Origin of the sequence: Nonomuraea angiospora (assembly GCF_014873145.1) — a bacterium.
GTDB classification, from domain to species: domain Bacteria; phylum Actinomycetota; class Actinomycetes; order Streptosporangiales; family Streptosporangiaceae; genus Nonomuraea; species Nonomuraea angiospora.
In genome coordinates this window covers 941,741-958,150 of record NZ_JADBEK010000001.1, presented here as the reverse complement: position 1 = coordinate 958,150, position 16,410 = coordinate 941,741, and the positions used below count along the sequence as shown (strand labels likewise).

Genomic DNA, 16,410 nt, shown 5'->3' with positions numbered 1-16,410 from the left:
GGGTGCACCGCCACAGCGGTGCACCCATGTGGCGCGCGACGTCAGGCGCGGGTCCAGCGTTGGTTGGCGCCGGCGTTGCACGACCAGATGGTCAGCTTGGTGCCGTTGGCGGTGGCGTTGTTCGGCACGTCCAGGCACTTGTTCGCCCCCACGGCGGTGATGGTGCCGTCGGAGTTGAAGCGCCACTTCTGGTTGTCCTGGCCGTTGCAGTCCCAGATGATGACGTTGGTGCCGTCGGCGGTGCCCCGGTTGTACACATCCAGGCACTTGCCGCCGTAGACCCGCAACTCGCCGCCCTCGGTCGCCGTCCACTGCTGGCCGGCCTGGCCGTTGCAGTCCCAGATCTGCGCCTGCGCGCCGTTCGCCTGCGAGGCGCCGGCGACGTCAAGACACCTGCCCGACCCCACGCCCCTGATCGCGCCCGCGGGCGGAGGAGTGACGATGCCCCCGCCGGTCACGACGTACATGGCCGCCCCGTGTCCAGGGACCGACGCGCTGATCGTCCCGGACGAGGAGGACGTCGTGTGCGCCCACAGGTCCCGCACCGAGTAGGAGGACGCGGACCCCAGCCCCAGGGCGGAGGCGGTGGTGGAGACCGTCGAGGTGGAGGTGCCCCGGTTGAGCAGCACGACCGCGACCGAACCGTTCGACATCGGCTTGCGCCAGACCTCCAGGTTGCCGTTGTCGCTGATCTTGTGGCCCTGCCTGCCGCCCCAGTCCTGGTTGACCGCGATGACCTCGGTGTTGGTGAGGATCGTGCGCGTGTCGGCGCTCATCGTACGGAGGTCGTTTCCGGCGATGAGCGGCGCGTTCAGCAGCGACCACAGACTGAAGTGCGCGCGGCCCTCGGTTCCCGTCACCCCGCCGACGCCCACCTCCAGCATGTCCGGGTCGTTCCACCCGCCGGGGCCCGAGTACGCGTCGAGCCCGACCTGCTGGTCCAGGATGCCCATGATCGAGTTCCAGTTGGCCGCGATGTCGCCGGTGTTGCGCCAGGAGTTGCCCACCGGCATCCCCCAGGTCCACACGCTCTCCTGGCCCCAGTTGCACAGGCTGTACACGATCGGACGCCCGGTGGCGGCCAGCGCGTCCCGCATGGCCGTGTACCGCTGCTGCCCGTTCTGGCCCCGGTGGTCGCCGCAGTTGTCGTACTTCAGGTAGTCGATCCCCCAGGACGCCCACAGTGCCGCGTCCCGCCGCTCGTTGCCCAGGCTGGCCGGGTACCCCGCGCACGTGGTGGTTCCGGCCGAGGAGTAGATGCCGAGCTTGAGCCCCTTGGAGTGGACGTAGTCGGCCAGGGCCTTGATGCCGTTGGGGAACTTCTGCGGATCCGGCACCAGGTCACCGCTGGAGTTGCGGCTTTTGGTGGACCAGCAGTCGTCGATGTTGACGTAGGTGTAGCCCGCCGCCGCCATGCCGCTGGAGACCATGGCGTCGGCCGTCTGGCGGATCAGGGAGTCGTTGACGTTGCAGCCGAAGCTGTTCCAGTCGTTCCAGCCCATCTGGGGCGTGCGGGCCAGGCCGTTGTCCAGCGCGGCGGCCGGCGACGTCTCGCCGCCGATCGCGACGACGGAGCCGGCTGCGAGGACCGCCGCCATTGCTAAGCCAAGGATTCTGCGCATCTGATTCCTCTACCTACCGGGGTGTCGGGGGGAGATCTCCGGGCGATCCACCGGGATGTCATCCGTCAAGAGCGGGTCCAGCGCTGGTTGGCGGCGCCGCCGCAGGACCAGATCTGGAGTTTCACGCCGTTGGCGGTGGAATAGTTCGGCACGTCCAGGCACTTGTTCGCCCCGACGGCGGTGATGGTGCCGTCGGAGTTGAAGCGCCACTGCTGGTTGGTCTGGCCGTTGCAGTCCCAGATGATGACGTTGGCGCCGTCGGCGGTGCCGGCGCCGTAGACGTCCAGGCATTTGCCACCGTAGACCCGCAGCTCACCGCTCGCGGTCGCCGTCCACTGCTGGTTGGCCTGGCCGTTGCAGTCCCAGATCTGCGCCTGCGCGCCGTTCGCCTGCGAGGCGCCGGAGACATCGAGGCACCTGCCCGACCCCACACCCTTGATCGCGCCCGCACCAGGGTTGCCGCTCCCCGGCTGGCCGATGCTGCCCGATACCGATTGAAGCGCGCCGTACCAGGCGGCGGCCATCTTGTCGTAACCGCCGGCGGTGGGGTGGATGCCGTCGATCAGGTCGGAGGTCGTCAACTTGCTGTGCATGTCGACCAGGTGGACGCGTTTGCCGCTGTTCACCTTGCTCTGGACGATGCCGGGGATCGCCGCGTTGAAGGTGCGGGCGGCCGACTCCTGGCCGGAGTTGGACAGCGGGATGATGGTGGCGACGAAGACGTCGGCGTCGGGCACGGCTGTGGTGATGTGGTCGATCAGCGTGGACAGCCGCTGCGGGGCACCGGCCACGTTGTAGTTCTGCAGGACGTCGTTGGTGCCGATGTGCAGCAGCACCGTGCGCGGCGTGTACGTACGCAGCCAGCCGCTGATGTTCGCGTCGATCTGGTCGATCCGCCACCCGGGATGTCCCTCATGATCGTGATCGCCCAGGCTGCCCGGCCCGTTGAACTGCGATCCGACGAAGTCGACCGTGTAGCGGCCGGCGGCTAAGCGCTGCCACAACCCGATCCGGTACCCGCCCGGCACCTGCGTGCCCTCGGTGATCGAGTCGCCCAGCGGCATGACCCGCACCCCGCCGTTGGACTCCGCGGCGGCCACCCCCGCCGTACCCGCCATCACCAAGGCCACGGCCATCAGCGCGGCGGCGCACCATCGTCCCCACGTACGCATGCTCATTCTCTCGCGGCGGTCAGGGGGTAGGTCGAATCGAGTAGCAATGTTTGCGCTAATGCCCTTGCGCTCCGGCCTGTCTGTTGCGGACACGAGGACCTCCTTCGGTAAGGATCGGCGACTTGGCATCGTGCTGAGTGGTCGCCGTAACCGGCCCACGGCGGGCACGGTCGGGTGCTGTCCCCTTCGGCCTGCCGGCATCGGCTCCCGGTATCGTTGTTAGCGTTAACATCGCCCTGGCCAATCCGGGGCTCCTTTCACACCGGCCTGCCGAGGTGGTGATGTGGCGGAGCAAACATGACGCGAGACGGTCCGTCAAGGGCCCGCCCTCTTCCGCCGCGCGCCGAAGCGGCCTGATCAGAGCTGACCGGGCGCGGTCGCACTGTCACGGCGGGCGAGCTGATGAAACGTTCATCCGGTGGCGGCGTGGCACGACCAGGACGCACCAGCGCACAGGCCTCCTGGGCGCCGGCCACCCAATCGAACCGATTCGCCTACGTCTTGACGTGTTTCGTAGCCGTCTCCACACTGAGTCCGCAGGCTGCTATCTCCTGCCGGAGTTGGTGGTGACCGGCAGGAGTCCTCAACGGCGATGGACCGGTCGTGGCTGGAAGGTCGTACAACCCGCGATCCAGGCGGGTTCCAGGTCGGCTCCGGGCGGAAACCGGCCGTCGAGTTCGAGCATCACCATCCCGTGCGCAAACGCCCACACCGCGCGGGCCAGATCCGCGCGGCCGTGCATCGCACGCAGGATGGGACCGGCGGCCCGGTCCTCGAGTCCTTCGGGCAGCAACGACCGCGGCAGCGGATTGGTGGTTGTCAGCCGGTAGAGGTGCGGCCGCGCCAATGCGAAGTTCCGGTAGGCGCGTGCGCAGGACAGCAGCCCGGGCTCGGCGGCCTCGAGCGCCTCGGTCATCGCGGTCAGCCCGATCACGGTCAGCTCCAACTCGACGGCCGCCTTGTCGGGAAAGTGCTTGTAGAGCGACGGCGCGCGGACGCCGACGCGCTCAGCGATGCTCCGCATGGACATCGCCTCGCGGCCGTCGGCCTCCAACAGCTCCAGCGCGGCCGCGACGATCTGCTCACGGCGCTCAACCACGCCGCACCACCCGTGCGACCACGAGCCGCGTCGCCCAGCCGAGCCCGGCGGTGAACAGCGGCGGCCAGCCGATCGGTGAGAGGGAGTAGCCGACCAGGATCACGACCGGAATCCAGCCGGAGTTCGCGACCGCGACGATCCAGCGCCGCCTGCCCGCGACCTTGCCGGCCAGATCCGGCAGCAGGAAAAACGCCACCGCCGCCGCCGTGGTCGGCAGCCCGTACTTCGCCGACTCGAACACGGCGAATGCTCCGAGGAATCCGGCGAGCAGCACCCACCCCGCCCAGCGCACCCACGCGCCCCATCCCCGGCCCCGCATGGTCTCAACGCTCATGACGTCTCCCTTCGCAATGGCTAACGATGTTAGCTGGTGTCGAGAGCATAAGCTAACGCCGTTAGCCTGCGCGGCCGGAGCCCAGTAAGCCGTCGATGTTCCGGCTACGGCACAAGGCACTGGGTCACGAGTCAGCCGAGCCCCGATGAGTTTCGCCTGCCCCCCGGCTCGCCCGTCGAGGCCCGAAGCGCCGTAGTAACCCTTTTGTGGCTGTCATCCGGTTTCGTTCGGGTAGCGTCGCCGGATGCCGTCGGCGATGATCGACGCGACGTGACCGCGCGGCGAAAGGATCGGTATGACGTGGCATCCGTGGAGACAGGCGTTCCTCACGGCGGGGGCGGCCGTGGTCGGCTTCGACCCGTCCACGCGCACGTGGGTCACCGACGCCGCCCAGTCTCAGGGGATGGTCGACCTGCCGCCGCTGAAGGGCAAGGTGGTGACCGATCCCGCCTCGCGCGGCCAGGCGGCCGACGACTTCGGGCACCTGGTCCATCGGACCCCCGGGGCCGTGCTGGAGCCCGGCGCCGTGTCGGACATCATGGCGATGATGAAGTACTGCCGGACGCACGGCCTGCAGGTGGCCGCGCGCGGCCAGGGACACGCCACCTTAGGTCAGGGCCAGGTAGCGGGCGGTCTGATCATCGACATGACCCCGCTCAACGCGATTGAGGTGCGGGAGGACACGGCCGTCGTGGAGGCGGGCGCGCTCTGGAGCAGCTTGGCGCAGGCGACCCTGGCCCACGGCCTGACCCCTCCGGTCTTCACCGACTACCTGGAGCTCTCGGTCGGCGGCACGCTCTCGGTGGGCGGTGTCGGCGGCCAGACCCACCACCACGGATCCCAGGCGGACAACGTCGTAGAGCTGGAGGTCGTCACGGGAGATGCCGGCCTGAGGAGGTGTTCCGCGCAGACGCGCCCCGACCTCTTCCGCGCGGCGCTGGCTGGAAGAGGACAGTGCGGCATCATCACCAAGGCCACCGTGCGCCTGCTGCCCGCCCCCGAGACGGTCCGCCACTACCTGCTCTCCTACCCGAGCGTCGCCGCGCTGACCGCCGACCAGCGGCGCGTGGTCAACGAGGGCCGCTTCGACTACGTGGAGGGAGAGCTCGGGCTGCCGACCGGCTCCGCCGGCTGGAGTCACCAGCTTGAAGCGGTCGCCTTCTTCAACGGCACGACCCCGCCCGACGACGCCAGGCTTCTCGACGGGCTGGGAGACCAGCCCGTCGACCGGCAGATCCAGGACATGTCCTACTTCGACTTCCTCAACCGGCTCGCCGCGGGCGTCGCCTATCTGAAGTCCACTGGCGAGTGGTACCGCCCGCACCCCTGGTGGAACATGTTCCTGCCGGCGAGCCGCACCGACGCCTTCGTGGAGGCCGCCATCAAGGAGCTGACCGAGACCGAGGTCGGCGCCAGCGGCGTTGTCCTGCTCTATCCCTTCCCCCGCGCCCGCCTGCGACTGCCCTTGCTGCGCATGCCCGACGAGGAGACGGTCTTCCTCTTCACGCTGCTCAGAACCGCCTCGCCCGGAGCCGAGAGCCCGCAGGACATGGTGGAGGCCAACCGTTCCCTCTACCTGCGTGCCCGAGCCGTCGGGGGTTACCAGTACCCGGTCGGCTCCATACCCACCACGCCTGAGGAGTGGCGCACCCACTACGGCCCCGCATGGGCCGACTTCGAGGCGGCCCGTGAACGCTACGACCCCGACGGAATCCTCACTCCGGGCCAGGGCGTCTTCCCTCCGGGACCGTGAAGTCCGCGGCCGGATCATTCCGGGGCCTATGCCACGTCGGGTGCTCAGGCCCCGACATTATTCTCGGTCAAGTGGTCACGCCCGTGCGTACTCCAGGACGTTTCTGAGCTGGGTGGAGGGCGCCGTCGCGTACGGGTTGGCGAGCGTGCCTTTGACGGTCATGTTGCAGTGCGGCCGCGAGGGGTCGGCACCGCCGAAGCCGCCGCGATGTGGAAGTAGTACGCGCCCCCGCCCAGCGCCGTGATGCCGAACGGGCCGTCGGGCCGGCCGTCGAGACCGGGCCGGTCGCGCACGGTAGCGGGGGAACGCCGTCCGCTCGGCACCGGCCGGCGTCGAGAAAGGCGCTGACCTCTAGTGTTTCGGCGTCCCGTACGGGTCGTGCGGCGTGTCGGCGTAGGCCCACTGATGGTCACGGGCGTGGCGGCAGGCCACCTCGACGTCCCCGGCGCGCATGACGTCCAGCAGCTCGCGGTGCTCGTCGGCGACCCGCTCGAGTTTCGGCCTGGTGACCATGAGAGCGATGGCCGTGCGCGCCTCGATCTGCAGCGCCTCCCACGCGCGGGTCAGCAGCACGTTGCCGCCGGCCTGCACGACGTGCCGGTGAAATCGCGCGCTGGCCAGGCCGATGCCGTGCGCGTCGTTGTCCTGGGCGCTGCGGTACATCTCCTCGACCGCCTCCCCCAGCCGGTCGAAGGGGAGGGTTGCGGCCAGCATGGCGAGCCGCGTCGCGGTCTCCTCAAGGGCCGCCCGCACGATGTACGCCTCGCGGATGGTCTGCTCGGCGAAGGGAAGCACCCGGCTGCCGTGACGAGGCTGACTGTCGATGAGGCCGAGGCCCTCGAGCTGCCGGAGCGCCTCCCGGACCGGGGCCTGACTCGTTCCGAACTCGATGGCGATCTTCGTCTCGATCAGCCGGTCGCCCTCGCCGAGTTCGCCGGAGACGATCCGTTGCAGCAGACCGTCGCGGATCTGCCGGCTCAGCGTCGGTCGCGCGGAGCGCGGGCTCCCCGTGGGTTCCGACAAGAAACCTCCTGACGTTGAGGGCCCAGAAGGCCCTTGACTCTTCGATCATGCCACGTAAGTTAATTATCGATATCGATAACTGGAGTGCACATGCTGACCTCCGTTCAGACACCCGAGAGTCCCGAAGCGGCTCGTGCGGCGCTTCAGGCCGGGGCCGTGCCCCTCGGCGGCGGCACCTACCTGCTGGCCCGCCTGGACGAACAGGCCGGCCGCGACCTGCGGCTGGTCAGCCTGCGCCGGGCGGGACTGTCCGGCGTCGACGTCGAAGGCGACACGGTGGCCCTGGGCGCGGCCACCACTCTGGCCGACATCGAGGACGACGATCGGCTGAGCTACCTGTCCGGCTGCGTGCGGTCGATCGCCGCGCCGCCGGTCCGCAGCCTCGCCACCGTGGCCGGCAACCTTTTCGTGCCACAACCGTACGGCGACCTGGCGGCGGCCCTTCTGGCCCTGGACGCGGAGCTGGACGTGCTCGGCGCCGACGGAGCCCGCCCCGAGCCGCTCGAGCGGGTCGTCACCGATGGCCTGCGGACGGGCGACCTGGTGACCCGCGTCCGGTTCACCGCTCCGGCCAAGGACGCGTTCCGGTTCTACAAGGCGAGCCGGCGGCGGCTCAACTCGGGATCCATCGTGACGGTGGCGGCCCGGATCACGATCGAGGACGGCCTGGTCAGCGACATCCGTCTCGTGCTCGGCGGCCTGGCGCGGCGCTTGGTACGCGCGGTCGGCGCCGAGCGCGTTCTGCTGGGCGCGCCGCTGAACGCCCAGGTCGTCGCCGAGGCAGCCGGAGCCGACGTCATCGAGCCGTTCGACGACGCCTACGCCTCCGCCTGGTACCGCGCTCGGGTCTACCCCGTCCACCTGCGTCGCGCCCTGCTGGGGGCCTGAAAGGGGATCGCATGCCCTCGACAATCGTCACGCTCAAGGTGAACGGCACGGAGCGGGAGCTGATCGCCCGGCCGTCGACGACGCTGCTGAGCGCACTGCGCGACACATTGGGACTGATGGGGGCAAAGCGCGGCTGCGTGCAAGGGGGCTGCGGCAGCTGCACCGTGCTGCTGGACGGCCGGCCCGTGGTCTCGTGCCTGATCCCCCTCGTGACGATCGACGGCTCCGCCGTGGAGACGATCGAGGGCCTGGCCGAGGGCGACCGGCTCGGCGACGTACAGCAGGCGTTCGTCGACCTCTTCGCGACGCAGTGCGGGTTCTGCACCCCGGGGATGATCATGTCCGCCACGGCCCTGCTCAACCGGAAGCCGGATCCGACCCGCCAAGATGTCACCGAGGCGATCTGCGGGAACGTCTGCCGCTGCACGGGATACGAGCCGATCATCGCCGCCGTCCTCGCCGCCGCGCGACGCCGCCGCGGCGCCCCCCTCACGAGCGCGGAGGCCGAGGTCTGATGGCGCGCCTCACCCCGATCGACACCGCGTACTTCAAGGGCGAGCGCGCGGACGACTTCGCCGTCATCGGCTCCGCCGTCCCGCGCTCGGACGCCCGCGCCCACGTCACCGGCCGCACGGTCTTCTTCGAGGACATGACGCTGCCGGAGATGACGCACGTCAAGATCCACCGGTCCACACGGCACCACGCCCTCATCAACCGGGTCGACGTCTCCGGCGCCCTCGGAGTCCCGGGCGTGCTCCGGGTCATCACCCACCAGGACGTGCCGAACAACTGGTACACCGTGCTGCGCCTGATCGGCGTGGGACCTGACGACGAGCCCGTGCTGGCCGAGGATCGGGTCCTCTACCGCGGCGAGCCGATCGTCGCCGTCGTCGCCGAGACCGAGGACGCCGCCCGCGAGGGCGCGGCCCGGGTCACGGTCGACTACACCGACCTGCCCGCCGTCCTCGACGTCGAGGAGGCGCTGGCCGACGGCGCCCCGATCATCAAACAGGCGGGCACCAACCACTTCGTGTACGAGGGACATCACTGCCGCCGGATCCGCTTCGGCGACGTCGAGCGAGGCTTCGCCGAGGCGGACCGCATCATCGAGGGCCGCTACAGCTCCTCCCCCATCGAACACGCGCCGACCGAGCCGACCGGCTGCATCGTCGTCCCTCAGGGCGACGGCCGGCTGCGCATCCACACCAACACCCAGGCCGCCTTCTTCACCCTCGACAACACCGCGCTCATTCTCGGCGTCCCTCCTACCAGCCTGCGCGTCGTCGGGGGCACCGTGGGGGGCGGCTTCGGCGGCAAGGTCGACGTCATCGTCGAGCCGCTCGCGTGCATCGCCGCCATGCTCACCGGCCGGCCGGCCAAGTACGTCTACAGCCGCGCCGAGGAGATGCAGGTCTCGTCCCCCCGAGCGGCCGAGCGCATCTCCATCAAGGACGGCGTCATGGACGACGGCCGGATCGTCGCCCGCAAGATCACGCTCTACGTGGACGCGGGCGCGTACTCCCGGCACAGCCCGTACGGCACCACCAAGGCGGCGGCGCACATGCCCGGCCCGTACACGATCCCGAACGTCCATGTCGACGCGTACTGCGTCTACACCAACCGCACGCCGTCCAGCGCCATGCGCGGGTTCGGCGTCACGATCGGCGACTTCGCGCTGGAGTCGCACATGGACCGCATCGCCCGGGAGCTGAACATGGACCCGCTGCGGCTCCGGCTCAAGAACGCCTACCGGGACGGCGACATGAAGGCTCATCGCAAGATCGCGTCCGGCACGGCGCTGGTCGAGGTGATCCAGAGCGCCGCCGGCCTGGTGGGGCACGACCTTCCGCCGGAGTACCGGGCGATGTCCTCGACCGAGCGATCGGAGGGCTGAGCGATGGCGTTACGGCACGGGCGCGGATACGCGGCGGTCAACTACCCGACCGGCATGAACCTCGGCGGCGACCCGTCGCAGGCACTCGTCCACGCCACCACGATGGGCGGATTCGTCGTCACGCTCTCCTCGGTGGATCTCGGCCAGGGACTGCGGACGGTCATCGCCCAATGCGCCGCCGAGACGCTCGGCATCCCGATCGAGAACATCATCGTCGACACCGCCGACACCGACACCGGCCCGCACTGCATGGGAACGTTCGCCAGCCGCGGCACCCACCGCGTCGGCAACGCCGTGATCATGGCGGCGCGCGAGGCCAGGGAGGTCATGCTCCAGGTCGCCGCCGACGAGCTGGAGGTCGACGCGGAGGACCTGGAGACCGACGGCACGGGCTTCGTCCGCCTCAAGGGATCGTCGGAAATGAAGATCCACATCAGCGACGTCGCGCTCGCCGCGCACTTCCGGCAGGGCCGGACCATCTCCGGGCGGGGCATCTTCCTCAAGGAGCCGAGCTCCCCGGTGCCGGAGACCGGCGAGATGGACCCGGACTCCTGCCAGGCGCACGCGTGCACGGTGGCCGAGGTCGCGGTCGACGACGAGACCGGCGTGATCGAGGTGCTGCGGCTCTACAACACCTACGAGATCGGCCGGGCGCTCAACCCGGCCCTCGCGACGCAGCAGGTCGAGGGCGGCGCCTGGATGGGCCTGTCGCACGCGTTGTTCGAGTCGACCGAACCGTACTATCCGCACTCGCGCGAGCACGGCCCGGTCGATTTCACCGAATACCTGATGCCCGGGCCGGCCGACATCCCGGCGCAGACGAGCCTGTTCCTCGAACGGCCCGCCGACAACGGGCCGTTCGGGGCCAAGGGGATCGGCGAGATGACGGCGAACGCGCCGATCCCCGCGATCGCCAACGCCGTGTACGACGCGGTCGGCGTACGGCTGACGAGCATGCCCTTCACCCCGGAGAAGGTGCTGCGCGGACTCGACGAGTTGCGAGCCGGCCGTGCTGGTTGATCAGGACACGCTGGACCGGCGGCTGGGCGCGGAGGGCTACCTCGCCGACGAGGGTCTGCTCACCGCCCTCCACCTGGCAGGCACGCTCGGGCTCCCGCTGCTGCTGGAGGGCGAGCCGGGGGTCGGCAAGACCGAGGTCGCGAACGTCCTGGCCCGGATCCTCGGCCGCGAGCTGATCCGGCTTCAGTGCTACGAAGGACTGGACGCCTCCCAGGCCCTGTACGAGTGGGACTACCCCAAACAGTTGCTGTCCCTGCGGGCCACCGAGGTGGAGGGGCGCGGCGTGGGCGACCTGTACCGCGAGGAGTTCCTGCTGCAGCGGCCGTTACTGCGGTCGCTGCGGGCGGCATCCGGCGCGGTGCTGCTGATCGACGAGATCGACCGGGCGGACAGTGAGTTCGAGGCCTTCCTTCTCGAGTTCCTCGGCGACTTCCAGATCACCATCCCGGAGATCGGCACCATCACGGCGGCGAGCGTCCCGTTCGTCGTCCTCACCTCGAACCGGACCCGCGAACTGCACGACGCGCTCAAGCGCCGGTGCCTCTACCACTGGATCCCCTTTCCCGACGCCGAACGGGAGCGAGCGATCATCCGGGCGCAGGCGCCGGGCCTGGACGAGAGGAGCGCGGCCCGCCTCGTGGCCGCCGTGCATCGCATCCGCGGACTGGCTCTGCTGAAACGCCCGGGCATCGCCGAGTCGGTCTCCTGGGCCCGTGGCGTGCAGACGCTGACCCGCGAGGGTTCAAGCTGGCTGGAGGCGATGCGCCGGTCCGCGGGGCTGCTCGTCAAGCACGAGGAGGACCTCGCGCTCCTCGGCCGCCACGCCGCGGAGGTGTTCGGTGACTGAGCAGTCCCTCCTCGTACGCATCGGCGATCATGTGCACGGGTTCCTGCGGGACCTGCGCGATCGGGGCCTGCCCGTACCGGTGCCCAGACAGCGGGTCTTCCTCCAGGCGATCGAGGCCGTCGGCCCGCGCGACGCCACACACCTCTACTGGATCGGGGTGGCCACGCTCACCACCTCCCACGAGGACCTGGAGGTGTACTCCCCCACGTTCGAGCGCTGGTTCGGGGAGGTCGCGGCACGGCGCGTCCCCGATGAGGAGTTCTCCGACGAGGAGGCCCCCGCGCCGCGCGGGAACGGAGACGAGGCTCCTCTCACGGCGACGTTCGGCGGGGAGGCCGGGCTGAAGGCCGGTTCCTCGGAGCGCGAGAGACGCCCGATGTTCGGCCCGGCGAGCGAGGACGACCGGGCGGTGCTCTCGCTGCTGCGGCGGGAACTACCCGGAGCGGTGCCGACGATCCGGTCGCGGCGTCGGCGCCCTGCCCGGCGAGGTCCGTGGATCGACGTCGCCAGGATCTGCCGTGAGTCCAGGCGCAGCCACGGGGAGATCGTGACGTTGCGCCGGCGCGACCGTCCGCGGCGGCAGCGCCGCGTGCTGCTGCTCATCGACGTGTCCGGGTCGATGAAGCAGCACAGCGCCGACTACCTCCGCTTCGCCCACGCCGTGGTCGGCCGGCTCGACCGCGTCGAGGTGTTCACCTTCGGCACCCGGCTGACCCGCGTCACCGAACCGCTGCGCGCACGGCATGTCGACGCGGCCGTCGGCTCGCTGAGCGACGTCGTCCTGGACGCCGAGGGCGGGACGCGGATCGGCGCCTCGCTCCAGGAGTTCCTCGCCAACGCCCGGCATGTCACCGTGGCGCGCGGCGCCCTGACGATCGTGCTCTCCGATGGCCTCGAACGCGGCGACTGCCGGCCCATGCAGGCGGCCGTACGGCGGTTGTCGCTGCTGAGCCACCGGTTGCTGTGGTGGTCGCCGCTGGCCTGCGACCCGGCGTACCGGCCGGTCACCCGCGGCATGTCGGCCGTGCTCGGCAGCGTGGACGCGCTCGCGGGCGTACGCGACCTGCGTACGGCGTACGAGCAGGTACAGACCTTGATCAGGGAGTGATCGTCATGCCGGAGGCGACCCGCTACTCGGGCGACATCGTCGACTCGCACCACCACATCTGGCGGGCCGGGGACCTGCCCTGGCTGTCCGGACCGATGGTGCCGCGGATCTTCGGCCCGTACGAGCCGATCAGGCGGGACTACCTGATCGACGAGTACGTCGCCGACGCCACGGCCGCGGGCATCAGCGAGTCGGTCTACGTGCAGACGAACTGGCCGCTCGACCGGGTTGTGGACGAGGTGCGCTGGCTTCACGAGGTTCATCAGGAGACGGGCCGGCCGATGGCCGTCATCGGATCGGCCGACATGTTCGACGAGAGCGCTCCGGACACCATGCGACGACAGGCCGCGCTCACGCCGCTGATCCGGGGGATCCGTCAGCAACTGCACTGGCACGAGCGCCCGGAGTTCCGGTTCGCCACTGCGCCCGATCGTATGAACGATCCGGTCTTCCGTAAGAACATCGGCGCGCTCGCCGACCACGGCTGGCTGTTCGAGCTGCAGGTCTTTCCCGAACAGATGCCGGATGCGGTCGAGCTGGCGGCGGCCTTCCCCGACGTCACCTTCGTCCTGGTGCACGCGGGCATGCTCATCGGGCTGGAGTGCCTCGAGCCGTGGCGGGCCGGGATGGCCGCGCTGGCCGAGCGCCCGAACGTCGTCGTCAAGCTCACCGGGCAGGGCACCTTCGTCCACCGGGTCGATCCCGACCTCATCTCCTTCGTCGCCGACGAGGTGATCGGCTGGTTCGGCGCCGGCCGGGCCATGTTCGGCACCAACTTCCCGGTCGAGAAGATCTGGACCACGATGCCGCACCTGGTCGACGCGTGGAAGAACGCACTGGCTCATCTCCCACCCGCCGACCAGCACGACATCTTCGCCGGCAACGCACGACGGGTGTACGGGCTGGAGGGCTGACCTGAAACTGCCGGGCCTCGGGCCGCGGGGCTCGGAGGGCTTCGACCGGTGACGTCAGACGGTCCCGGTCGCCAACGGAATCGAAGTGAAAAGGAGTATCTCGCCATGGCACTGTTCGTCCTGACCTACGGCTACAACGACACCCCGCTGAGAGCGGAGCGCCGCGAGGACCATCTCGCACACCTGAACAAGCTCTTCGAGCAGGGCAGCCTCGTCGCGGCCGGCCCTTACACGGACCTGACGGCCGGCATGATCGTCCTACAGGCCGAGGACGAGACCGCGGCGCAGGCGCTCGTCGACCAGGACCCGTACACACAACTACAGGTCACCAGGGATCGCCGGCTGCGCCAGTGGCGCGTGACGGTCGGCTCGCTCGGCTCCGGCTAGAGTTCACCCCTTCCGCGCCGCGGCCTTCCTTTCCAGCCGAAGACCAGCTCTCCTGTGCCGGTCACCCGGAGGCTGCGCGGGGCCGCCACTGTGCGGCCGCCGCGCGGCGTGATGGGTCATTCGGAGGAGAAGGCGGCGTCGAAGGCGGCGGCCGGTGGGGTGATGGCGTTGAGCGAGCGGATGTAGGCGAGGGATTCCGGCGCGCCGTGCAGCCGGTCCATGCCCGCGTCCTCCCACTCGATGGAGATCGGGCCGTCGTAGCCGATGTGGTTGAGCGCGCGGAAGCACGCCTCCCACGGCACGTCGCCCCGGCCTGTGGACACGAAGTCCCAGCCACGCCGGGGGTCGGCCCAGGCCAGGTGGGAGGCCAGCCGGCCGCGCCGGCCGTCGCGGGTGGCCACCCGGGCGTCCTTGCAGTCCACGTGGTAGATCCGGTCGGCGAAGTCGAGGATGAAGTTCGCCGGGTCCAGGTCCTGCCACACCATGTGCGAGGGGTCCCAGTTCAGGCCGAAGGCCGGCCGGTGCCCGACGGCCTCCAGCGTCCGCACCGTGGTGTGGTAGTCGTAGGCGATCTCGCTCGGGTGCACCTCATGGGCGAAGCGCACCCCGACCTCGTCGAAGACGTCGAGGATCGGGTTCCACCGGTCGGCGAAGTCGGCGTAGCCCGCCTCGATCATCGACGGGGGCACCGGCGGGAACATCGCCAGCGTGTGCCAGATCGACGAGCCGGTGAAGCCGACGACGGTCCTGACGCCGAGCGCGGCCGCCGCGCGGGCGGTGTTCTTGATCTCTTCGGCGGCACGCCGCCGTACGCCTTCGGGTTCGCCGTCGCCCCAGATGCGGGCGGGCAGGATGCCCTTGTGGCGCTCGTCGATGGGGTGGTCGCAGACCGCCTGGCCGACCAGGTGGTTGGAGATCGTCCACACACCGAGGTTGTACTTGGCCAGGGTCTCCTTCTTGCGTTCGATGTAGGAGTCGTCCGCGAGGGCCCTGTCGACCTCGAAGTGGTCGCCCCAGCAGGCGATCTCCAGGCCGTCGTAGCCCCACTCCGACGCCAGCCGGCAGACCTCCTCGAACGGCAGGTCCGCCCACTGCCCGGTGAACAACGTGACCGGCCTCGTCATGATCCCTCCACAGTGATGAAGCGGCTGTCCTCAGCCGCGCTCTGCTCGACGGCCGCCGGCACCCGCTGCACCGTCCTCGAAGGACGGTGCGGGGCCGCCATGCCGATCTCGATGGCGGGCCTCATGACTCGAACCCGAGAGGCAGGTACTGGGCGGCGTTGTCCTTGGTGATGGTCTCGGAAGCCAGGGTGATCGACTGCGGCACCTGCTGCTCCAGCAGGTCGCTCATGCCCTTGCCCTGGGCGATCAGCCGGGCGATCTTGATCGCCGAGGCGGCCATGGTGGGCGGATAGGTGACGGTGGCCTTCAGCACGCCGCTGTCGGCCTGGATGTCACGCATCGCGTTGGCCGAGCCGGCGCCGCCGACCATGAAGAACTCGTTGCGACCGGCCTCCTTGATCGCCGCCAGCACGCCGATGCCCTGGTCGTCGTCGTGGTTCCAGATCGCGTCGATCTTCTTGTGCGCCTGGAGCAGGTTGGCGGCCACCTGCGTCCCGGACTCCACCGTGAACTTGGCGTCCTGTTGCGCGGTCACCTTGAAGCCGTACGTCTTCAGCGCGTCGGCGAAGCCCTTGCTGCGGTCCTGGGTCAGCGGCAGCGTGGCGATGCCCTGGATCTCCAGGATGACCGGGTTGGAGACGCCCTTGTCCTTCAGCGTCTTGCCGATGTGGTGCCCGGCGGCCACACCCATGCCGTAGTTGTCCCCTCCGATCCAGGCCCGGTAGGACAGCTTGTCCGGGAAGACGCGGTCCACGTTGACCACCGGGATGCCCGCGTCCATGGCCTGCCGGGCGACCTGGTTGAGCTGCTGGCCGTCGTTGGGCAGGATCACCAGCACGTTGACCTTCGCCTGGATCAGCGACTCCACCGCCGAGATCTGCTGATTGATGTCGTTGGTCGGCTCGACCGGCTTGAATTCGATGTCGGTGTACTGCTTGGCCGCCTCCGCCGCGTTCTTGCTGATGGCGGCGATCCAGCCGTGGTCGGCGGCCGGGGCCGAGAAGCCGATGACGACCTTCTCGCCAGGGGCGTCGTTGCCGTCCTCGGCCGCGGGTGCGGCGGCGGGCGCGCTCGCCTGCTGGGTGGCGACCGGCTCGTTGCTGGTGCAGGCGCTGATGAGGGCGCCCGCGCCGAGGGCGGCGCCGCTGAAGAGGAAGCCGCGCCGGGCGACGTTCTTGTCCATGTCTTCTCTCCTTGCTGAAGCCGGAAGGCTTGCGATCCGGCC

18 protein-coding genes are annotated in these 16,410 nt (G+C 69.7%); 9 read left to right on the top strand and 9 right to left on the bottom strand.

Annotated features, from left to right (window positions below; all coding sequences use genetic code 11):
• Window positions 1-41 precede the first annotated feature (41 nt).
• The 4 genes from H4W80_RS04325 to H4W80_RS04310 all read right to left on the bottom strand — a co-directional run bounded on the left by H4W80_RS04325 (window position 42) and on the right by H4W80_RS04310 (window position 4,227).
• On the bottom strand, window positions 42-1,598 hold the full coding sequence (locus H4W80_RS04325; RefSeq protein ID WP_225963230.1) for a lectin: 1,557 nt from the start codon (window positions 1,596-1,598) through the stop codon (window positions 42-44).
• A gap of 89 nt (window positions 1,599-1,687) precedes the next feature.
• Window positions 1,688-2,794: an SGNH/GDSL hydrolase family protein gene (locus H4W80_RS04320; protein WP_192783876.1), complete on the bottom strand. Its 1,107-nt coding sequence runs from the start codon at window positions 2,792-2,794 to the stop codon at window positions 1,688-1,690.
• 583 nt (window positions 2,795-3,377) lie between these two features.
• Window positions 3,378-3,893, bottom strand: a complete 516-nt coding sequence (locus tag H4W80_RS63355) for a TetR/AcrR family transcriptional regulator (protein WP_192783875.1) — start codon at window positions 3,891-3,893, stop codon at window positions 3,378-3,380.
• Complete coding sequence (locus H4W80_RS04310; protein ID WP_192783874.1) at window positions 3,886-4,227, bottom strand: hypothetical protein; 342 nt, start codon at window positions 4,225-4,227, stop codon at window positions 3,886-3,888. Before H4W80_RS04310 ends, H4W80_RS63355 begins: the two co-directional genes overlap by 8 nt.
• A gap of 295 nt (window positions 4,228-4,522) precedes the next feature.
• Here H4W80_RS04310 and H4W80_RS04305 point away from each other — a divergent pair, with 295 nt between their 5' ends.
• The gene (locus H4W80_RS04305) at window positions 4,523-5,980 is read left to right on the top strand and encodes an FAD-binding protein (RefSeq protein ID WP_192783873.1); all 1,458 of its coding nucleotides are present in this window, start codon (window positions 4,523-4,525) and stop codon (window positions 5,978-5,980) included.
• Window positions 5,981-6,138: 158 nt separating this feature from the next.
• Here the strand turns inward: H4W80_RS04305 and H4W80_RS62425 are convergent, their stop codons facing one another.
• Window positions 6,139-6,273 (bottom strand): hypothetical protein, encoded by a 135-nt coding sequence (locus H4W80_RS62425; RefSeq protein WP_264085961.1) that lies wholly within the window; start codon window positions 6,271-6,273, stop codon window positions 6,139-6,141.
• Window positions 6,274-6,331: 58 nt separating this feature from the next.
• Window positions 6,332-7,003 (bottom strand): GntR family transcriptional regulator, encoded by a 672-nt coding sequence (locus H4W80_RS04300; RefSeq protein ID WP_192783872.1) that lies wholly within the window; start codon window positions 7,001-7,003, stop codon window positions 6,332-6,334.
• Window positions 7,004-7,093: 90 nt separating this feature from the next.
• Between H4W80_RS04300 and H4W80_RS04295 the strand changes: the two genes are divergently transcribed.
• The 8 genes from H4W80_RS04295 to H4W80_RS04260 all read left to right on the top strand — a co-directional run bounded on the left by H4W80_RS04295 (window position 7,094) and on the right by H4W80_RS04260 (window position 14,061).
• Window positions 7,094-7,891: an FAD binding domain-containing protein gene (locus H4W80_RS04295; protein ID WP_192783871.1), complete on the top strand. Its 798-nt coding sequence runs from the start codon at window positions 7,094-7,096 to the stop codon at window positions 7,889-7,891.
• Between the two features lie 11 nt (window positions 7,892-7,902).
• Window positions 7,903-8,406, top strand: a complete 504-nt coding sequence (locus H4W80_RS04290) for a (2Fe-2S)-binding protein (protein WP_192783870.1) — start codon at window positions 7,903-7,905, stop codon at window positions 8,404-8,406.
• The gene (locus H4W80_RS63350; RefSeq protein WP_192783869.1) at window positions 8,406-9,785 is read left to right on the top strand and encodes a xanthine dehydrogenase family protein molybdopterin-binding subunit; all 1,380 of its coding nucleotides are present in this window, start codon (window positions 8,406-8,408) and stop codon (window positions 9,783-9,785) included. The genes H4W80_RS04290 and H4W80_RS63350 overlap by 1 nt, the downstream gene beginning before the upstream one ends.
• A 3-nt stretch (window positions 9,786-9,788) precedes the next feature.
• On the top strand, window positions 9,789-10,805 hold the full coding sequence (locus tag H4W80_RS63345; RefSeq protein WP_192783868.1) for a xanthine dehydrogenase family protein molybdopterin-binding subunit: 1,017 nt from the start codon (window positions 9,789-9,791) through the stop codon (window positions 10,803-10,805).
• A complete protein-coding gene (locus H4W80_RS04275; RefSeq protein WP_192783867.1) occupies window positions 10,795-11,652 on the top strand; it encodes an AAA family ATPase in 858 nt (285 codons plus the stop codon). The genes H4W80_RS63345 and H4W80_RS04275 overlap by 11 nt, the downstream gene beginning before the upstream one ends.
• Window positions 11,645-12,760: a vWA domain-containing protein gene (locus tag H4W80_RS04270; RefSeq protein ID WP_192783866.1), complete on the top strand. Its 1,116-nt coding sequence runs from the start codon at window positions 11,645-11,647 to the stop codon at window positions 12,758-12,760. Before H4W80_RS04275 ends, H4W80_RS04270 begins: the two co-directional genes overlap by 8 nt.
• 5 nt (window positions 12,761-12,765) lie before the next feature.
• Entirely contained in the window at window positions 12,766-13,674 is a 909-nt protein-coding gene (locus H4W80_RS04265) for an amidohydrolase family protein (protein ID WP_192783865.1), read from the top strand.
• Window positions 13,675-13,779: 105 nt separating this feature from the next.
• Window positions 13,780-14,061, top strand: a complete 282-nt coding sequence (locus H4W80_RS04260) for a YciI family protein (protein WP_192783864.1) — start codon at window positions 13,780-13,782, stop codon at window positions 14,059-14,061.
• 116 nt (window positions 14,062-14,177) lie between these two features.
• Here the strand turns inward: H4W80_RS04260 and H4W80_RS04255 are convergent, their stop codons facing one another.
• Genes H4W80_RS04255 through H4W80_RS04250 form a run of 3 tightly spaced genes read right to left on the bottom strand, consistent with a single transcriptional unit; the run spans window position 14,178 to window position 16,368 of the window.
• Window positions 14,178-15,185 carry a sugar phosphate isomerase/epimerase family protein gene (locus H4W80_RS04255; RefSeq protein ID WP_192783863.1) on the bottom strand — a complete coding sequence of 336 codons (1,008 nt, stop codon included), beginning with the start codon at window positions 15,183-15,185 and terminating at the stop codon, window positions 14,178-14,180.
• Entirely contained in the window at window positions 15,182-15,310 is a 129-nt protein-coding gene (locus tag H4W80_RS62420; protein ID WP_264085960.1) for a hypothetical protein, read from the bottom strand. Before H4W80_RS62420 ends, H4W80_RS04255 begins: the two co-directional genes overlap by 4 nt.
• On the bottom strand, window positions 15,307-16,368 hold the full coding sequence (locus tag H4W80_RS04250; RefSeq protein ID WP_192783862.1) for an ABC transporter substrate-binding protein: 1,062 nt from the start codon (window positions 16,366-16,368) through the stop codon (window positions 15,307-15,309). Before H4W80_RS04250 ends, H4W80_RS62420 begins: the two co-directional genes overlap by 4 nt.
• Window positions 16,369-16,410 lie beyond the last annotated feature (42 nt).